The following is an 18,582-nucleotide window of genomic DNA, read 5'->3' as shown; positions in this document are numbered from 1 at the left end:
ACAAAAAAAAAAAAGTCCCCAATCAATGAGGACTTAATCAAAAAAGCTGTTTTAAGCAGCATTTAAACAATCTTTTGTATGCGTCCAGCATTCGGCTTTAAAACTAGGAACAACACCTACAGAATAGCTTAAAAACAATGTATTTACAGTATCTTCCATCAGGTAAAACCAGCTTTGTGTTGTACAGATAGAATCATGGATTGTCCAGAGGGGCATTTCAGGATAGTAATCAGCTAATGTTCTTGTAATAACGTCTAGAACGCAATCAGACTCAATATGTTGTAAAAGCTTAGGGAACAACTTAAAAGCATCTTCACTTTCTGATTGAGTTTTAAAAATTTCCATACATTCACACAACAATGGAAAATGCGCTTTAAATATCTTGTATTCTTTTGATGGTTTTTTAAGCGGTGTGTAAAGAATCTGTAATGTTAGTTTTTTCATCAAGTTTCTTTTACCTTCAAAAACTTTGAGTTCAGAAAATTCGGCATCAGGATTATAAAAGCGAGCCTTATAATATTCTATTTCTTCTCCTGTCTCTTTATCACATTCAACCTTAAAAGGTTTAATATCTTGAAAAATTTCGCCTAAATATTCATAAAAAGTCCCGGACAATATTGATTCTTTAATTGCTCGAAATTCATCCTGAAATGAATCAGTTTCAATGATTCGTTCCAATTTTTCTAGAATTGTTTTTGTTTTTCTACCAAATACTTTTTTTATGATTTTATGTATTCTTTCATCATTATATCTTTCTAATAAAAGGACCAGGAAATATGGCTGAGAATTCTTTATATCTAAACTTATAATATTTTCTCCATCATAGTTTATATAAGGTCTAAAAATCGATGGTAAGTTCGTAAGATTAGTATGCAATCTACTATCTGCATCATGATTTCGGGTTGCTCTGTAACATTGATTTTTTAACGTAAGTGCACAATACCAATAATTATATGCTTTTGATTTGATAGGATTAAATTTATCATAGCCTAAATTGTATTTATTATAGCAAAATTCATCTTGTAAGCTTTGAATTAAACTATCAAAATCAATAATAAGGTTTTCATTAAGCCACTTTGATAAGTGTGCGCAGTCATTATTGAAATTTTCTTCCTGAATCTTTTTACCTACCCTATCATTAATTTCATAAGCCGTAAAATCTATACATTCTTCTCCTTTAATCTTAATAGCTGAATAATTATATCTATAGCTCGTGCATTTATGATATGTACTTGAATGATTTTTCTTTTCTAAAATCTGGATGTCAATAAAATAATCAAAATACCAGTTATATTTATAATATATTTTCTCTAACAATTTAGAATTCAAGGGAACAAATCCCCATTTATAAATTTTATCTTTTTTTCGAGCTGGAATGCTTATAATCAAACTTAGATAATACATTGCAATGTCTATCTTAAATTCTTTGAATGGGGGTTGCTCCTCTATTTTTTCTAATAAATAATTATAAACTATAGTGGGTAATATTACTTTCCAATTAAAACCTTCATGATAAAAAGTAGCTACATTAGTTTTAAATCTAGTTGTTTTTGTATTGTAATTTTTAATTCTTCTTTTATTATTCTTCATAATTTCTTTATAAAAAGGCATAGCAATAGCTCTCCATAGTACCTTTACTACGGCTAGACCTCAATTCGTTAAAATTTTTGGAGATTAAAAAAGGACGTTTGTGTACAGTGGGTCCTTATACGTAATCAAACCACACATGTACAACTGGAAAAGATTGTTAAGAAGCCAATCTTAATTTTACTTGAATTTCATTGCGGGTATAGTAGACCCTACCGCCGAAGTCGATAGGAACTAATACCCCGCTTTTCGCCCAATTGTTTAATGTTCCGAGCGAAACTCCGAAATACTCCGCTGTTTCTTTTCTCGTCATTATTTCTTTATCCTCTGGCTTATACATTTCCGCCAGTTTACTTTCAAATTGATTTAATTTATCATTAATTAAATCTTCAATTTTTTTGAAAAAATCTTTAAAATAATCCATAATTAATTTTTATTTGTTTAATTAATTATGCAAAGGACTGAAATTGGTTATAGGGATAAAATTTGAATTTGTTAGATTTTTATTAGATAGGAAAAGGGAAAGCTGAAATATGCTTTTTTAAGTCCACTTGGGCATTGTCAGATTTTGAGTAATTTTTTGCTGGTTTAATAACTTCTTTTTCGTAATACAGATTTAAAAAGTCAACAAAGTCTTTCTTGTAAACAGTTGCTTTGAATATTTTCTTTCTGCTTTCGGGTAAATCAAAAAAAGCAAGAACCTTAGCCTGAAAACCTCTCTTATCAAATTGATTAAGCCAATTAAGTTGTTCCATTGCATGAATAAACCAACTCTCTGCATCTTTAGAAACAAAAATATTGTGAAAGTTTTGTGGCTGTTCTAACTTTATTTTGAATGTTTGTGAAGATAAATTTGTTACCAAATAATTATGAACATAGGAAACTAAATCAGAAAACTCTTTTTTAATTAATTCCAATTTTATTTGATTTTCCTTAATAAGACTTTGGATAATTATTCTTTGTAGTTCATTGATATTAGAGCTATCCAAAAGACTTTTATAATAATCAGTTGATTCCTCAATAACTTTAAAAATATTCCTAAATAAATAATCTTTATTTCTATTTTCAGTTTCTTTATAAACTTTATGAGTATAATGTTGAAATTCAACTAAAAGAAATTTCATAAAGCTATTAACCTTCTGAGAAAAGTTTTTAGATTGCATAATTTCATCTTGAATCTCATAATTCAATGTTTGGTACTTAATCGATTTTCCCGATTTGTATTCTTCTTCACTTATTTCAGTAAGAGCAGAATTACTAAAATCTAAAAATCCATTATCAAGTAATACGGTTTCATTACATTTATAATATCTCCATGAAAATTCTGGAAATATTTGAATAATCAAATTGTTTAATAACCTTTCGGATTCAAAAAAATGCTTATGATATTTAAATTCTGTATAATCTCTCATTGCTAGCCAATATTCTTCAAATTTATGATTTCAGCCAATTGCTCAATGTTTCCACTCTCAATAAGTTCTTGCATTTTCTGCATTTGGGCTTTTAGTTCCTCAATTTCTTTAGTTTGTAAATCAGCCTTTTGAAGTTTTTCATTTCTTGCTATGATACTTTCCTTTCTTATTTGCTCATGTTCAAAGGTCGGTTTGAAATAGGTTTTGAAAACAGATTCATCTGTGTGACCCGTGTACTGCCATATCTCTAGTAAGTCCCATCCCTCAATATATCGGTTGGTACAGAAACTTCTCCTAGAATCGTGAAACGCTATTTTGTCCGCAAAATTGATTGTTTCAAATACTACTCCCTCATTGGTTGGACGTTCACGGGTAATCACCTTTTCATTGAAATACGGAATCTCTCTAAACAATTCTTTCAGGTACTCATTAGTGTTTTGATTAGATATAGCAATGCTTTTAATATTGTTGTCATATTTGCTCAAAATCTCTCCTACATAACCAAAGATTGGAAAATTGACAGTTTTATATTTATCAATTCGAGAACCTTTATTCAATAATATACTCAGAGTTCCTGAACTAATATCAATATGTCCGTTTTCAATTCTTGTTATATCTCCGAACCTGAGTGAGCAATGACAGCCGAGAACAAACAAATCACGAACTCTCTCCAATCTCGGAGAATTAGAAAAATCATGTTCATACAATATTTTGATTTCAGGTTCTGTTAGTACTGTATGGAAACTTGGGGGAACTTTAACGCTAAACTCATCCTGCATATAGCTTCTATTCTCTGTATAGCCTTTTTCAAATCCTCGTTTAAGTACAGCAGATAATCTTTTAATTCGGGTTCTGAGTGTACTCAGCTCTCCTACCCTTTCAGTACCCAAAAGCCAGTTCTGAAATTCCAAACACTGTGTTTCATCAAATTTATCAATATCCAGAAAAATATTATTATCTAAGGCAAAATCTTTTAAATCTCGATACATCACATTGAAAGATGATACATAACTTTTATGTAATGGTTTTTGTCCTGATGCAATAGCACGTTTAATTTTAAGTTCAATCAATCTCATGAACTCCTGAAATACATCATCAAAAGATTTCTTGTTCTTTTGCACGGTGTTGAGTTCTTTTCCCTCTACCGCATTATCAACAATTGTCTTTAGTTCTTCTTTGGTCGGCACACGGTTGTAATGTTCATTGAAATTTTTATGACCATCTACAATAGAAGTTTTGAATTTGCCTAGCTTTTGGTTGATTTCTCTTTTATCGGTTCCCGAAGTAACCGTTTTAGTCTCACTATCCCAACTACTCGGAATAACTTTTAAACCTGTAGAAAAATCCGTCTGTAAGCCTTTGAACGAATATCTTCCCATTATTCGGGAGATGTCCGATTTTGGTTCTTTCAGCCTGAAATTTACGCTTCCTGTTTCGTTGTTATACTGTGCCATAAAATAAAAATATCTCCATAACAAATATACGAATATTTCTATTTTGGTCACTATTTTGGTCACTGTAAATTTTGAATACATTTAGATTTATTTACATTCAATAAAATTTAATCATCTATTAATCAACAATACAAGCAATAAAATTTACTCAACCAGATATAAACAAATGAAAGATGTTATATCCTGTGGGTCTACATTCAAGCAATCTCCTAATAATTATTAGGAGATTTTTTTATTTAACTAATGCTTGGCTTTATTATTTTTCAAATATCATTTACTACAAAAAAAGGATAATTTAAAATATGGCAGTCTCTTTAATCTGTATTGTATTAGCTCTATTAATAGCATTTTACTCTTTTAAAAACTTTACTTTTTTTGGAAATAATTTCTTGCATAAAAACAAAAACCATCCTTACATCAAGGATGGTTTTCATTTATATTGAATCAGATATTATAACTATTTCAAATCAAATCGATCTGCATTCATTACTTTTACCCAGGCAGAAACGAAATCATTTACAAATTTTTCTTTCGCATCTGAACTTGCATAAACTTCGGCAACGGCTCTCAATTCAGAATTTGAACCGAATACCAAATCTGCACGGGTTGCTGTCCATTTTTTTTCTCCGGTTTTACGATCTGTACCTTCATACAGTTCATTATCATTAGAAGCTGCTTTCCATTGTGTATTCATATCTAAAAGATTGACGAAGAAATCATTGGAAAGAACCTCTGTATTGTTAGTAAAAATCCCATGAGATGAGCCATCAAAGTTCGCATTTAAAGCTCTCAATCCTCCAACCAATACGGATAATTCCGGAGCTGTAAGATTCAATAACTGTGCTTTGTTAATCAATAAGGATTCTGTAGAAACAGAGAATTTTTTCTTCAAATAATTTCTGAAACCGTCTGCAGCAGGTTCAAGATACCCCATAGATTCTACATCGGTCTGCTCCTGAGAAGCATCCATTCTTCCCGGCGCAAATGGTACGATCAGATTATGTCCTGCATTTTTAGCGGCTTTTTCTACTGCGGCACTTCCTGCCAAAACGATCAAATCTGCCAGGGAAACTTTTTTCCCTCCTGTCTGACTTTCGTTAAATTCTTTCTGGATATTTTCCAATACAGATAAAACTTTCTGAAGCTGAGTTGGATTATTCACCTCCCAGTATTTTTGTGGAGCTAAACGGATTCTCGCTCCGTTTGCACCTCCTCTTTTATCACTTCCTCTGAACGTAGAAGCAGACGCCCAAGCGGTAGAAACCAATTCAGAGATACTTAATCCAGAATTTAATATTTTTGACTTTAAAGCTTCAACATCAGAATTATTAATCAATACATGATCCACTTCAGGAATAGGATCCTGCCAAATCAGTTCTTCCGCAGGAACATCCGGGCCTAAATAGCGAGCTCTAGGTCCCATATCTCTATGCGTTAATTTAAACCAAGCTCTGGCAAATGCATCAGCAAACGCATCAGGATTTTCATAAAATTTTCTTGAAATTTTTTCATAAACAGGATCAAGCTTCAACGACAAATCGGTCGTAAGCATTGTAGGTTTATGTTTTTTAGAGGAATCGAATGCATCAGGAATAATTTCTTCTCCGTTTTTCGCCACCCATTGATGAGCTCCCGCCGGACTTTTTGTAAGTTCCCATTCATTTTCAAAAAGATTTTTGAAGAAATAGTTACTCCATTGTGTCGGAGTTTCTGTCCATGTAACTTCCAATCCGCTGGTAATTGCATCTTTACCCACTCCTGAGTTGAAAGAACTGTTCCATCCTAATCCCTGAAGTTCAATTCCTGCTGCTTCAGGCTCTTTTCCTACATGATCTGCAGGCCCCGCTCCGTGTGTTTTTCCAAAAGTATGTCCTCCAGCAATTAAAGCAACGGTTTCTTCATCATCCATCGCCATTCTTCCAAAGGTATCACGAATATCTTTTGCCGCTGCAATCGGATCAGGATTTCCATCCGGTCCTTCAGGATTTACATAAATCAATCCCATCTGCACAGCTGCCAAAGGATTTTCCAAATCGCGGTCTCCTGAATAACGACTATTATTTCCTCCACTTAGTTCCAGCCATACTTTTTCAGATCCCCAATATACATCCATATCCGGCTCCCAGACATCTTCTCTCCCTCCGGCAAAACCAAATGTTTTAAAGCCCATAGATTCCAGTGCAACATTTCCCGTAAGAATCAGCAAATCTGCCCAAGATATTTTGTTTCCGTATTTTTGTTTGATAGGCCAAAGCAATCTTCGCGCTTTATCCAAACTTACATTATCCGGCCAGCTGTTCAATGGTGCAAAACGCTGCTGTCCTGCTCCGGCTCCTCCTCTCCCATCTCCTACACGGTAAGTTCCAGCACTGTGCCATGCCATACGGATAAACAAAGGACCATAATGTCCAAAATCCGCAGGCCACCAATCCTGAGAATCGGTCATTAATGCATGCAGATCTTTTTTCACAGCATCAAGATCAAGACTTTTAAATGCTTCAGCATAATCAAAATCTTTACCCATTGGATCTGACAGGGAAGAATGCTGACGAAGAATATCTACCCTCAACTGATCGGGCCACCAATCTAAGTTCTTTGTACCTTCACCTGCAACACTTTGTTTTTCCATTGTTCCGTTATGGAACGGACATTTACTGATGTCATTTGAATCGTTTTCCATTGCTGTTTAAATTTTTTTATATTGATTATTTTAAATTTTCTTTGTTTAAAGACAGGACAAACTTACAACAGTTAATATATAAATACAATCTATCAAAAATATTTTTACAATAGTTAAAAACTATAAATAAGTTTTAAATACATTTTTATACACCTCCAGAAATCAAATTACATTATCCTGCAATTAAGTTAGAAAAATTTCATTGTATTTTATTAAAAATTTAAATAGAATCAACCTATTTAGAATTATTCAAATTACTATTAATGAAACTATTAGCTTCTTTATTATGATTAATTAAAAATTCACTATCTTTATTTGTTATAGAATTTTTAAATATCAAAAACTGAATTATGCGAGAGGACATACAACATAAACACATTGTTTTTTTTGATGGAGAATGTGGTGTCTGTAATTTTTGGGTTCAATGGATTTTGGAGAAAGATAAAAATGATGAGTTCATGTTTGCATCACTTCAATCAGATTTCGGACAGAGATTTCTTACAGAACGGGGGCTTGAAACCAAGCAATTCAACACGCTTTATCTTTGGAAACCTCAGCAATATTATCTGATAAAATCTAAAGCAGTATTAAAAATAACGGATATTTTAGGAGGTTTTTATAAACTATTAAGTGTATTCGGAAAAGTTTCTCCTACCTTTTTAAGTAATACGATTTATGATCTTATTTCTAAAAACAGAATGAAGCTTTCTGCTCAAAAATGTTTTCTACCCGACGCACATCAGAAAAAGAAATTCATAGAAATATAAAACAAGCTTCAACATTTATCATTAAATATTTATAAAGAATAAAGTTTTTCGGAACGATTTTTCTTTTAATGCATATATTTGCAAACTATGGAATATAATACCCAAAAAACACAGCTTCATTTACCGGAATACGGTAGAATCATACAACAGTTGGTTGAGCGTTGCAAAGAGCTTTCTACAAAAGAAGAAAGAAGCGAAATGGCAATGGCCATTATTGATTTTATGGGTCAGAGAAACCCACAACTCCGCGACGAAGAAAATTATAAACATAAACTTTGGGATCATCTTTTTATTTTAGCGAATTATGAACTGGATGTTGATTCACCTTATCCGTTCCCAACAAGAGAAGAACTTGCCGAAAAACCTAAAAAAATGGAATACCCTAAACTACAGGGAGATTTCAAATTTTACGGAAAAAGTATCCTTCAATTGATAGAAAAAGCAATTGAACTTGAAGCCGGAGATGAAAAAGAAGCTCTGATCGAGGTTATTGCCAACAATATGAAAAAGTCTTATAATGTTTACAATAAGGAACACGTAACTGATGATGTTATTTTCCGTCATTTGAAAGAGCTTTCTGAAAACAGACTGGATCTTACCGGAATTGAAACACTGGAGAAAAGTAAGATTTATTATACAGGAAATAACCGTAACAGTAAAGGCGGTAATAACAACAATAATAAAAACAATCAACCTAACAAGAGAAGGCATAACAATAATCACAAGAACAGAAAATAATGAGTGGAACATTTCAAATAAGAGGAGGGAAAAGACTGCAAGGTGAAATCACCCCACAAGGAGCAAAAAATGAAGCTTTACAGATTTTGTGTGCGGTTTTGTTAACAGATGAAGAAGTAAGGATAAAAAATATTCCAGACATTCATGACGTCAACAGACTGATCGAAATTTTAGCTGATTTTGGGGTAAAGGTGACGAAAAACGGCCACGGTGATTACACGTTTAAGGCTGATTCTGTTAACTTCGATTATGTAAAATCTGAGGAATTCAAAAAAGACGGTGCCAAACTAAGAGGATCTATCATGCTGATGGGACCGATGCTTGCAAGATACGGAGAAGCTTATATGCCGACTCCGGGCGGAGACAAAATCGGAAGAAGAAGATTGGATACCCACTTCCAGGGATTGGTAGAACTGGGTGCTGAATTCAATTATGATGAAGAGCAATATTTCTACTCTCTAAAAGCTAAAGAGCTAAACGGGAAATTCATTCTTCTGGAAGAGGCTTCTGTAACCGGAACTGCAAATATTGTAATGGCAGCCGTTTTAGCAAAAGGAAAAACAAGAATTTATAACGCAGCATGTGAGCCTTACCTGCAACAGCTTTGTAAAATGCTGAACAGAATGGGAGCAAATATCTCAGGAATCGGTTCAAACCTTCTAACGATTGAAGGAGTGACTCACCTTAGAGGAACTGAACACACAATGCTTCCTGACATGGTAGAGATCGGATCGTGGATCGGTCTTGCTGCTATGACTAAGTCTGAAATCACGATTAAAAATGTCAACTGGAATCAACTTGGGGTAATTCCAAATACCTTCAGAAAGCTTGGTATCCAACTGGAGCAAAGCGGTGATGATATCTACATTCCTTCACAGGAAAATTATAAGATCCAGAAATTCATAGATGGTTCTATTCTTACGATTTCAGATGCTCCTTGGCCGGGATTCACTCCGGATTTGCTTTCTATTATTTTAGTGGTTGCCACTCAGGCTAAAGGAAGTATTCTGGTACATCAGAAAATGTTTGAATCGAGATTGTTCTTTGTTGATAAATTAATCGATATGGGAGCACAGATTATCTTGTGTGATCCGCACAGAGCCACTGTAATTGGATTAAATCAGGAAACACCATTAAGAGGAACAACAATGGTTTCTCCGGATATCAGAGCCGGAAACGCACTTCTTATCGCTGCACTTTCTGCTGAAGGAAAATCTATTATCCATAATATCGAACAAATCGACAGAGGATATGAGAATATTGATGGAAGATTAAAAGCTATTGGTGCTGATATTGAAAGAATTTAATTGTTTATCATTAAACATATACAATAAAAAAGCGTTCAGGATTTCTGAACGCTTTTTTTATTTATTAAGTATGGAAACAGGCCTACCAACCGCCTCCGCCGCCTCCGCCACCTCCGCCACCGGAGAAACCACCCCCTCCTGAACCAGAACCACTGCTGGAATTATTGGAAGGTTGCGTTGATGAAGACTGTATTGAGCTAGTAAGACTTGAATTAAGTGTACTCGCAAAAGCATAACGGTTTAAAGTAGAACCTACATACCAATTACTGTGATATTCAGTTGACATTTTCGAAAGCATTGCATCAAATTTTTGCCCCCAAATTTCATCTACGCCCAACACCATTGCAAACGGAAGGTATTTTTCAAAAACCTGCGGAGTCATTTCCGGAGGATTATGAAATTTAAGCTGTTCATTTTCTGCAGCTCCCATATACATCTGAAAGCCTTCTATAAGAGATTTTATTTTTAATTTTTCTTCGGAAGGTCTTTTGATTAAAAATTCATAGATCACAAGTGATGTAAATCCTAATACAATAAAAATATAACAGATATTAAAATTGTTATCAATGGTAAAATCGCTGCTTTTATGAATAAATAACCCTATACCTATAAAAATAATGACCGGAAATGCTAAGAAGATCTTAAAGAGCCCCGGAAAATATTTAAATAATAAGGCCGCAATAAAAAATGCAACGAACAGAACTACATATAAGATCAGTCCGATAAAAACTTTTTCAAATTCAGGGAACATCCTGAAACTCAAAAGTAAGCCTGCAAGATACACAAAGGTAATAAGCAAAGAAGGCAGGATAAGTTTCTTGGCATTATTTCCTTCATTTAAAAAGGCATCGTGCTGAAACTTCAACGATTCTTTACAATTCAACACCGCCTGTTCTATTTTAGAGTCATATTTACCATCAAAATCAATTGTTTCGCGAGAGCTTGGCAAAAGATGATCCATCAGCTTTTTTTCTTCTTTGGGAAGTTTATCATCGGATGGTTTTAATTTTTTAACGGTATAATATGTTGATTTAAAAAAGCCCAAAAGACCGTCATTTTCTTTTTCAATAATTTGGATATATCCTTTTATTGCAAGATTTACCAATGCCGCTGTTATATATTTATTTTTAAAAGTTTCCGTTTTTAAATATCCTAAAGATGCTGGCGAAAGATCGTTTGGAGAATTAAACTGAGGATATACAATCGGTTTTTCAGGATCTACCCCATACTTTCTCCAGGTTGAATAGTAATAATATAACAATCCCAGAAATACCAGAAAACCTCCGATCAATATTCCGAATTTTTCTAAAAAACTTGGCGGCGGCGGCGGAATCATGATTCCTTTTTTAAATCCGACTGCTATTGTAAGACCGTCATTGGCCTGAAAACCTGAAGCATTCCATTCGATTGAATGAACTGAAAGGAGTTTTGAATTGCAGTTTTTCTCCGTACTTCCTGCAAAACCTGTATAGCATGAATTTTGCAAAATGTTTGCTCCTTGTGGAAGGTTTACGGTAGCAGAAATCGTATCAACAGGAAAATCCCAATAATTTCCGTTTACATTCCAGTACAGTTCATCATATTTATCAAAAAAACCGATTTGATTTTCTGTTTTGTAGTGGATTTCATAGTTATAATTTCCGGGTTGGAGGATTATATCTTTATTTCCGATATAGATTTTAAGAAATCCGTCTTCTATTTCTTCATGATAATCTTCTTCTTCCCCGTTTTTCTTTATGGAAATGATCTCATATTTTACCTTCTGGGTTCTGTTATTCAGATTTCTCGATAAAGGCAACGTACGGAAAATCCCTCTTCGAATTTGATCTCCAAGACTGTGAACTTTAATCTTTTCAGTAACATCGAGCCCAGAATGGGTATCAACATTAATATCTGAATGAAAGGATAAGATTCTTTCCGTTCTGGAGAGATCTTCATTTAACGAATTATCTTCCTGAGCAAAACCAAGGACAAAGCACAGAAGAAAGAGAAATTGCAGAAATTTCTTCATCGTTAAAACTTTACGGTTGGAACTTCCCGTTCTGCAATATTATCCAGCTCGAAATAGGAAACTTTTTCGAATTTATACATATTAGCGACTATATTGCTTGGAAAAGATTCTACCAGTGTATTGTTTTCACGGGCAGTTCCATTATAATATCTCCTTGATTTTTCAATATCATTTTCAATAGAGGTTAATTCTGATTGTAACTGTTGGAAATTGGCGTTTGCTTTCAGATCAGGGTATTGCTCTGCCACAGCAAAAAGATTCACCATCGCCTGATTAAGGCTTTTCTCGGCAGCTTCTTTAGCTTCTAAGGAATTGGCTCCTACCGCCAGATTTCTTGCTCTTGTAACGTTTTCAAGGGTTTCACGTTCATGAGTTGCATATCCTTTCACTGTTTCTACAAGGTTAGGAATAAGGTCATGACGTTTCTTCAGCATCACATCGATACTACTCCAAGCTTCCTGAACCAGATTTTTAAGCTTTACCAAGCGGTTATAAATAGAAACCGCATACAGAAGAAAAATTGCTACAACACCGATAATAATAAGGGTAACCATAATTTTGTGATTTTTTTAATTAGGATAAAAATAGTCTTTTTACCGGAAAGGAAATAAAAAAAGCGCTCAATAAATGAACGCTTCTCAAACTATATGGATCTACACAACTAAGAGTACTTCCTGCAGACATATTCTACAGTGGTATTCAAAAGTTTATTTTTATTCAGAAAAAATTCCAATTGATGAAAATCTTCTGAAGTTGCATTAAGGTATAATTGAAATGAGCCGAAATCATTTCCGTTGATGTATTCTACATCTGCATTCAAAAGCTTGTAACACATCCCCATCTGCTGATAGATAATATTGAGCAAATGATCAAATTTCATTTTCCCGTTCAATTCTACTTCTACAATCAGTTCTTTTTTGATAAGGTTTACGTTATTGGGCAGTGTCTGCAAATTTGTTATCATAACATCTAGGTTTTTGATTAAAGTTATTTTCTGAAATACATACTGTTATCGGTTATTAAATACAGGACAAAAATATAAAAAAATATTAGTCTACCAAATTAATAGACTAATATTTTTTAAAATTTATTTCCATAAAAAAAAGAAGCAGTATTGCTTCTTTAGTGTTATTTAAGTTGTTTTATTCTTTCTATTTTGGGCGATCCTGCTAAACCGTTCGGATTACAGCCCAATTCGCCTTCGGGAACTTTAAGGTTTTTCTCCTGATAAAACTTTTGCCAGAACTCATTGGTTTTACCTGTTTTCGGATCAATAAAAGTCATGGGATCCAGTTTAAAAATATGATCTTTTCTAAAAATTCTCTCTATAAAGTCCGAACAATAGTATGAATCTTCATTCAGGATATAATTAAAATTATAAGGTTTTCCCAACATTGAATTTGCTTTAGCAATAGCATCAGGAATTGCACTTTGATATTCAGGTTTCAGTCTATATACAAAAATACCCTGTCCGTCTTTTTTTTCATCTTCCACAAAATCTTTAAGTTTCTGTTTGTTTGATCCTCTTTTGGGAGAAGCATGAAGTACGAAATAATCCCCATTCTCTTTTTCTACAATTCCAATATGATCAAAGGAAGCATTCTTCTCTTTTTGCGTGACATTATTAATCGCTCCGGATAATCCTGAATTTTTTGCAGTAACGAAAAGCAAATCTCCATTTTTCAACCCTGAACTTTTAACTCCCGCACATCCTGAAATAATAAGCAGAACGATACAAAGAAACAAAAACGAAGTAAGGGTTTTATTTTTTATAATTCTTTTCATAGGTCTCAATCCATTCGTCTACAGTTATTTTTTTACTTAATTCCGCAATCAGTTCCAGAGGAATATCCTCAACTTTCTTAAAGCGAATGCAGGATTTCCCCATATCCAGTTTTCTTTTTGAATATTTAGGAAATTCTTCCACAAACCAATTCAACAATTCCGGTTTAGAATAAATTCCCATATGATACAATGCAATGAAGTTTTTCTGAGACGCCAAACTGATAAAAGGAAGCGGCGTATTTGGAGTACAGTGATATCCCGGGGGATAGGTTTCAAGCGGAACCGCCCAACCAATCATTCCGTAACTGATATTTCCTGAGAAACCTTCTGGTAAATTATCATTTACAGCATCGAAAAGCTTCTTAAAACCTTCTTGTCTTTCCTCAGGAATCTTTGAGACATAATCATCTATTGAAATTGCAGGAATTTGCATATAAGTATAATTTTTAACGGTTTAAAATTAACCATTTTTATATTAAGCGTAAAAACAAAAGCGACTTTACAAAAAGTAAAGCCGCTTAAATAATTAAAATAAAATGTTATTTTTTAATTGCTTTGATTGTCTGCTTAGAACCATCGTTCATATTCAGCACAACCAAATACACTCCTTGTTTCAAATCTCCTAAGTGAAGCGTTGAAGAAGGACTTTCAATGTTTTTAATCAATCTTCCTGCAATATCCACAATAGAAATAGATTTTACATTTTTGATGTCAGAAATATTTAAAACATCTGTAAATGGATTTGGATATGCATTAATCTCATTTTTCTTAACTGATGTTTCTGAAGTAGCTAAACTTGAGTTAGTAACATTAATATCATCAACATATAAATAATATTGGTTTGCCGCAGAATAAGCATTAAATCCGAAGTAGTAAACTCCTGTTGTAGGTACTGTAAAGTTAACAGATACCGTATGAGCAGTCTTATCATTAATAGTAGGATAATCTCCTATAGGATTAACCATTGCAGCTGCAGTTGCTGAAGTACCGAATGCTACTTTTAATTTTTCCGTATATGATGTAGAGTTATTTCCATACTTATAAGAAATCGTATACTGAGTTCCAGCCGTTAAACTCAATCCTTGAGTAAAGAACCAAGCATTCGCAGCATTTGAACCGTTCCAAGCATATCTCAATACCTTAGTGGTCAATCCTGGGCAATCAGTAGGAGCATCCGCTGTTGTCCAATTATTTCCTGTTCCTGCATTCAAATTAGATGTACATCCCGGAAGCGCAGGTGTAGTTACACTTTCAAAATCTAAAAGGTAAGGTGCACCCGTACTTGTACATACTGTAGTAAAGTTATTTTCTGTACAAGATGATGAAGTCTGTCCTCCAACATAAGCATTAACAGTATAATAATACTTGGTATTAAATGCTAAAGAAGTAGTGAATGGATAAGTAGTAACGTTTCCAACATCAACGTTATTCAAGACATCTGTTCCTCCAGCAGTAGTACCTACTGTCAATTTATATCCTGCTGCTCCAGTTACAGCATTCCAAGTAATTGATGGCGTTACAGAAACTCCCGTTGCTCCAGCAGCAGGTGCTGTTACGGTAGGACAGAATGATGGAGTGGTAAAAGAAATTGATCCCGTCCAAGAACTCTTATCGGTAGAACTACAATTAGATCTAACCCAAGTATAATAAGTTGTACTAGAAGCTAATCCTGTTAATTGAGCAGAAAGAGTCGTAGAAGCCGCAGAATTAGTACTATTTAAAACGGTACTTGAACTAGGTGCTACGTTAGAAGTGCTATAATAGACATCATATCCAAGTGCAGGTGCAGTTGATGGAGCCGTCCAACCCACTGTAGCAGAAAACGCAGCTAAATTCGATGACGTAAGTGCAGTTGGCTCAAGACAAGAAGGGATTTCCTGAACCGTAATATCATCAAGATAAATCGCACGATATGTTCCTCCTAAACCATGTTTAAATGCCAATTGCGTATTAGTACCTGAAGGAATATTAACAGTATATTGTGTCTGAGCAGCCGTTAATGTAATAGCAGAACCAATTGGTGTAAAAGTAGTAGGATCTGCAGCATTTGATAAAGTACCTACCACTAATGAATACCCCGCTGAACTACCTCTTGCGTAAAATCTCACTCGTTTCGTACCACTTGAAAGATTTGTAGTTGGAGGTGAAACCAACATCTGGCTACCTGTATTATCAGATGAATTATACAGATAATAAGAATTAGGCGAAGAATTAGGATAAGTTGTTGTCACATACCCGTAACCTGCAGATGAAGCAGTTTCTAAATATGACCAACAGCTTGGTACCGTAAGGTTTGTTGAAGAACCGGTACTTGTAGTATCAAAATTCTCTGTATACGGAACGGTAAAAATAGAACAAGCTGTTTTAAACGTTCCTCCAAAAGACCACGCACTCTGGCTTGTTCCCGTACTACAGTTTGATCTTACCCAATAATAATAGATTGTATTTGAAGTCAAACTAGGAATAGTGTAAGAAGTAGATGTTACCCCAGGAAAATTAGGTGTTGCTGTACTTGCCGGAATGGTATTCGAAGTACTGTAGTAAATATCGTAACTTGCCGGTGTAGATCCTGTAGGAGCTGTCCACGAAATTGCTGCTGAATTCGCTGTAATTGTTCCCACCGCTTGTAATGTAGGCGGTACACAAGTGGAATACGCATCTGCCGAAAAAGCGAAAATATTTGGAAATGCTGCCGTTGTCGTTGTTTTTGTAAGCGTAACACTTTGAATTAATTTCGCCTGATTAGCTGCATCAATGGCTAAAGGTATTTGATACATTCTAGGGTTAGTACCACTAGCTGCATCTAAAGTATCATTAGTTCTATTAATTCTACCTAATCCCTGAACCGCAAAACCTGTTGCATTATACCAGTCAGCTACAGAAACTCCTGTAAACTGTTGATTTGTTCCATCCGAAAAATTCACCGTTACTGTGAGTGTTGAAGCACCACTTCCTCCTGTAGCCAACATATATAATGTAAAAGCCGCTTTAGGAGTTGCAAAAGTCATTGTCGCCGTAGGAATGGCATTAGAAAGCCTTAAAGAATTCGGTCCACTAAGATTTCCCAGCTGATAACTTAATCCTGGTGTAGTTGTCACTACCGAATTAATAATACCATCTGTAGGCACACCATAAGTAATAGGAGTACTGGTTGCAGTTGCCTGAAAATCTTTCGAAACAAAAACATAAGAATCTCCATCTAAAATACCTGTAGTAGAGCTCAATGAAGTGCCAATCCCATTTGCTATCACATCTTCATTAAAACCTGACTGAATAGGCATTTTCTGATAATTTTGTGCCAACGCAAAAGAACTTACAAACAGTCCTAATGCTCCAAGCACAAGAGCTTGTTGATTTTTTCTCATAAATTTTTTTATTAGTATGCGTAAAACTATGAATTTAATCTAAAACCACAATACATATTTTGATTATTTTTCAACATTTAAACAAAAACTAAATAAATTACATAATAAACAAACGTTTAATTACCAGAAAAACGTACGGAATAAAAGAAAACACAAAACATATCATAATTATTATTTAAAGCATAATATATTAGATTTAGTCCTTAGTATTTCACCCTTAGATAAAATATTTTGTTATTTTTGTGCAATCAATTTTAGATAAAAAACAATGCCTAATATTTCAAACAGAGCACAGCAGATGCCGCCTTCACCGGTGAGAAAACTAGTCCCTTTTGCATTAAAAGCAAAACAGAAAGGAACAAAAGTATACCACCTTAATATCGGGCAACCGGATATTGAAACTCCCGAAACAGCCCTGAATGCTTTAAAAAACATTGATTTAAAAGTATTAGAATATGCTCTTTCTGAAGGAAATATAGAATACAGAAAAGCTCTTACAGAATATTACCATTCTTTAGATTTTACAGATCTTACGCCTGACAATTTCATTGTAACCAACGGTGGTTCTGAAGCTTTAAATTTTGCCATTTCAACACTTTGTGACGACGGAGACGAAGTTATCATCCCGGAACCTTATTATGCGAATTACAACGGATTCACGAGTACTTTCAATGTACATGTAGTAGCAGTTCCTTCAACAATAGAGACAGGTTTTGCACTTCCTCCTATTGAAGAGTTTGAAAAGAAAATCACAGAAAAAACAAGAGCGATTGTTATCTGTAACCCAGGAAATCCTACAGGATATCTTTACACTCGTGAAGAATTACAAAAATTAGCAGAAATTGCTTTAAAATATGACATCGTTGTTATCTCTGATGAAGTATACAGAGAGTATGTATATGATGGAAAACAACAAATCTCAATGCTTGCTTTCCCTGAATTAAGCGAAAACTGCATTATTATCGATTCAGAATCTAAGCGTTACTCTATGTGTGGAGTAAGAATCGGATGTCTGATTACCCGATCTAAAAAAATTCACGATGCAGCCATGCTTTTTGCTCAGGCAAGACTGAGTCCGGTTCTTTTGGGTCAAATTGCAGCGACTGCCGCACATCAAAATGACGGAGCTTACATCAGAGCAGTAAGAGAAGAATATACTCACAGAAGAAATGTGTTGGTAGATTTACTGAATGCTATTCCGGGAGTAATTTGTCCAAAACCAAAAGGTGCTTTCTATTGTGTAGCAGAGCTTCCTGTGGATGATACGGAGAAATTCGCTCAATGGCTGCTGGAAAAATACACCGACAATAACGAAACAATTATGGTTGCGCCTGCAGGAGGATTCTACAGCAATCCTGAACTGGGAAAAAAACAAGTAAGAATCGCCTATGTTCTTAAAGAAGAAGATTTAAGAAGAAGTGCAGAAATTCTAAAAGGTGCATTACAGCAATACAGATTAGAGTTCAACCTTTAATA

Annotated in this window: 15 protein-coding genes; 4 read left to right on the top strand and 11 right to left on the bottom strand. The window is 34.3% G+C overall.

Annotation, left to right across the window (positions count from 1 at the left end; translation table 11 throughout):
- Positions 1–51: 51 nt before the first annotated feature.
- The 5 genes from JI747_RS17500 to katG all read right to left on the bottom strand — a co-directional run bounded on the left by JI747_RS17500 (position 52) and on the right by katG (position 7,133).
- On the bottom strand, positions 52–1,590 hold the full coding sequence (locus JI747_RS17500; protein ID WP_225690162.1) for a hypothetical protein: 1,539 nt from the start codon (positions 1,588–1,590) through the stop codon (positions 52–54).
- A gap of 157 nt (positions 1,591–1,747) precedes the next feature.
- On the bottom strand, positions 1,748–2,011 hold the full coding sequence (locus JI747_RS17495) for a helix-turn-helix domain-containing protein (protein WP_225690161.1): 264 nt from the start codon (positions 2,009–2,011) through the stop codon (positions 1,748–1,750).
- 82 nt (positions 2,012–2,093) lie between these two features.
- Positions 2,094–2,999 (bottom strand): hypothetical protein, encoded by a 906-nt coding sequence (locus tag JI747_RS17490; protein WP_225690160.1) that lies wholly within the window; start codon positions 2,997–2,999, stop codon positions 2,094–2,096.
- Between the two features lie 2 nt (positions 3,000–3,001).
- Positions 3,002–4,453 (bottom strand): tyrosine-type recombinase/integrase, encoded by a 1,452-nt coding sequence (locus JI747_RS17485; protein ID WP_225690159.1) that lies wholly within the window; start codon positions 4,451–4,453, stop codon positions 3,002–3,004.
- Positions 4,454–4,910: 457 nt separating this feature from the next.
- Positions 4,911–7,133: a catalase/peroxidase HPI gene (gene katG / locus JI747_RS17480; protein ID WP_225690158.1), complete on the bottom strand. Its 2,223-nt coding sequence runs from the start codon at positions 7,131–7,133 to the stop codon at positions 4,911–4,913.
- A gap of 350 nt (positions 7,134–7,483) precedes the next feature.
- Here katG and JI747_RS17475 point away from each other — a divergent pair, with 350 nt between their 5' ends.
- From JI747_RS17475 to murA, 3 genes are all read left to right on the top strand, one after another.
- Positions 7,484–7,900: a thiol-disulfide oxidoreductase DCC family protein gene (locus JI747_RS17475; RefSeq protein WP_225690157.1), complete on the top strand. Its 417-nt coding sequence runs from the start codon at positions 7,484–7,486 to the stop codon at positions 7,898–7,900.
- 87 nt (positions 7,901–7,987) lie between these two features.
- Complete coding sequence (locus JI747_RS17470) at positions 7,988–8,638, top strand: DUF4290 domain-containing protein (protein WP_225690156.1); 651 nt, start codon at positions 7,988–7,990, stop codon at positions 8,636–8,638.
- Positions 8,638–9,945, top strand: a complete 1,308-nt coding sequence (gene murA, locus JI747_RS17465) for a UDP-N-acetylglucosamine 1-carboxyvinyltransferase (protein ID WP_225690155.1) — start codon at positions 8,638–8,640, stop codon at positions 9,943–9,945. Before JI747_RS17470 ends, murA begins: the two co-directional genes overlap by 1 nt.
- A gap of 82 nt (positions 9,946–10,027) precedes the next feature.
- Here the strand turns inward: murA and JI747_RS17460 are convergent, their stop codons facing one another.
- The 6 genes from JI747_RS17460 to JI747_RS17435 all read right to left on the bottom strand — a co-directional run bounded on the left by JI747_RS17460 (position 10,028) and on the right by JI747_RS17435 (position 17,106).
- Complete coding sequence (locus tag JI747_RS17460; protein ID WP_225690154.1) at positions 10,028–11,956, bottom strand: DUF2207 domain-containing protein; 1,929 nt, start codon at positions 11,954–11,956, stop codon at positions 10,028–10,030.
- Between the two features lie 2 nt (positions 11,957–11,958).
- A complete protein-coding gene (locus JI747_RS17455; RefSeq protein WP_225690153.1) occupies positions 11,959–12,510 on the bottom strand; it encodes a LemA family protein in 552 nt (183 codons plus the stop codon).
- A 107-nt stretch (positions 12,511–12,617) separates the two neighbouring features.
- Positions 12,618–12,920 carry an NIL domain-containing protein gene (locus tag JI747_RS17450; RefSeq protein WP_225690152.1) on the bottom strand — a complete coding sequence of 101 codons (303 nt, stop codon included), beginning with the start codon at positions 12,918–12,920 and terminating at the stop codon, positions 12,618–12,620.
- 164 nt (positions 12,921–13,084) lie between these two features.
- Entirely contained in the window at positions 13,085–13,741 is a 657-nt protein-coding gene (locus tag JI747_RS17445) for a YiiX/YebB-like N1pC/P60 family cysteine hydrolase (RefSeq protein ID WP_225690151.1), read from the bottom strand.
- Positions 13,719–14,174, bottom strand: a complete 456-nt coding sequence (locus JI747_RS17440) for a DUF1801 domain-containing protein (RefSeq protein ID WP_225690150.1) — start codon at positions 14,172–14,174, stop codon at positions 13,719–13,721. The genes JI747_RS17445 and JI747_RS17440 overlap by 23 nt, the downstream gene beginning before the upstream one ends.
- A 106-nt stretch (positions 14,175–14,280) precedes the next feature.
- Entirely contained in the window at positions 14,281–17,106 is a 2,826-nt protein-coding gene (locus JI747_RS17435; RefSeq protein WP_225690149.1) for a fibronectin type III domain-containing protein, read from the bottom strand.
- Positions 17,107–17,374: 268 nt separating this feature from the next.
- On the opposite strand from JI747_RS17435, the gene JI747_RS17430 reads away from it, so the two are divergent.
- Positions 17,375–18,580, top strand: coding sequence for a pyridoxal phosphate-dependent aminotransferase (locus JI747_RS17430; protein WP_225690148.1), 1,206 nt, complete (start codon positions 17,375–17,377; stop codon positions 18,578–18,580).
- Positions 18,581–18,582: the final 2 nt, after the last annotated feature.

Origin of the sequence: Chryseobacterium tagetis (genome assembly GCF_016735585.2) — a bacterium.
Lineage (GTDB): Bacteria > Bacteroidota > Bacteroidia > Flavobacteriales > Weeksellaceae > Chryseobacterium > Chryseobacterium tagetis.
Note: the sequence above shows the minus strand (reverse complement) of the source record. Positions and strands in the feature narration are given on the sequence as shown.